We start from the raw sequence: 1489 nt of genomic DNA, 5'->3' as shown, positions 1-1489 counted from the left end.
GAGGAATTCAACCTAAAGGGATAAGTTAGAAGTAGTTTTATCCTTCTGCCCTCTGCCCTCTGCCCTCTGCCTTCAAGGGCGAAGCCCCGTTAAATAAAGTAGAAATTCGAGAGCAGTTATATAAAGTTCAAAACCTTCTGCCATCTGCCCTCTGCCATCTGCCCTCGTTTACTTATTGAACAACTTGAATCGAATCTAAAGCAGTTTGAACTTTGCTGACTACATTATCAGGTAGAGGAATATAACCTAATTCTTCTGATAAAGCTTGTCCATCGGTTAAAGACCAATTAATGACTTCTTTAAAAGCATCTAATTTATCTGAATCATCATAGGTTTCATAGGCCAAGATCCAGGTGTAGGTGACTATGGGATAGGAATCTTCTCCTTCAGGATCACTTATGAAAGCGCGCAGATTCGCAGGTAAAGTGACTGCTGCTAAGGATTGAGAAGCCGATTCACTAGAGGGCGCAATATAGTTTCCTGCTCTATTTTCTAAACTAGCAGTGGCAATATCCTGCTGTTTGGCATATCCATACTCGATATAACCAATAGAACCTTCTGTTTGCAGAATTTGAGCGGTCACCCCTTCATTTCCTTTAGCTCCGACGCCTATAGGCCATTCCACCGTTTTACCTTCGCCCACTGCATCTTTCCATTCAGGGCTTACAGCACTAAGATGTTTGGTGAAAACTCCCGTGGTGCCACTACCGTCGGAACGGAAAACAACGTTAATGTCGGCATCTGGTAAACTTACTCCGGAATTAGTTGCTGCGATCGCAGGATCATTCCATTTTGTAATTTTGCCGAGTAGAATATCAACATAAGCTTGACGGGATAACTGTAAGCCTTCAACCCCAGGAAGATTGTAAGCAAGAACAACACTACCTGCTGTCATCGGGAGCAAGACTGTCCCACGCCCTACTTTGGCAATTTCTTCATCTTTCATCGCCACATCACTAGCACCAAAGTCAACAGTTTGCTGGGTAAACTGCTCAACTCCAGCACCACTACCTACGGACTGATAGGTAACTTGGATATTAGGATTTTGCTTGTTATATTCAAAAAACCATTTTTGGTAAAGAGGTGCAGGAAAGCTAGCACCCGCGCCTGTCAAAGATACAGATTTGCCTTCTGCACCATTGGATTCTGTTGTGGGAGCACCACCACAAGAAGCAAGGCCAACACTAAGAGCTAATAAAGGGGCAAACCAAAGCTGACGTTTAGCTGAAATGAAAAAAACCATAAATGTTCTGTAAATATTCTATCTTTGGTAAATTGCTTAATTGAGTGTGGGAAATAAGTATAAGTACTAGCTCTAAGATTATCTTGTTTGCCTTACTAGTTGGTAAAGAAAAAGTAACCAAAAGTTCAAGCTTAGATTAAGAAAGGACTTTTTGACATCCTCTCCGCCCTCCGGTGCCGCTAAAGGACGGAGATTCCCTAAAAAAGCGTGAGCTGGATAGGGGTGGTTGACGCTTCGACGCAAACT

1 protein-coding gene is annotated in these 1489 nt (G+C 42.8%); it reads right to left on the bottom strand.

The genetic code is table 11. The features are described 5' to 3' along the window. Window positions 1-172 precede the first annotated feature (172 nt). Window positions 173-1243: a phosphate ABC transporter substrate-binding protein PstS gene (gene pstS / locus XEN7305_RS00005; RefSeq protein WP_006507228.1), complete on the bottom strand. Its 1071-nt coding sequence runs from the start codon at window positions 1241-1243 to the stop codon at window positions 173-175. Window positions 1244-1489: the final 246 nt, after the last annotated feature.

The organism is Xenococcus sp. PCC 7305, assembly GCF_000332055.1.
In the GTDB taxonomy this organism is placed as follows: Bacteria; Cyanobacteriota; Cyanobacteriia; order Cyanobacteriales; family Xenococcaceae; genus Xenococcus.
This window is presented reverse-complemented; position numbering and strand designations above follow the sequence as displayed.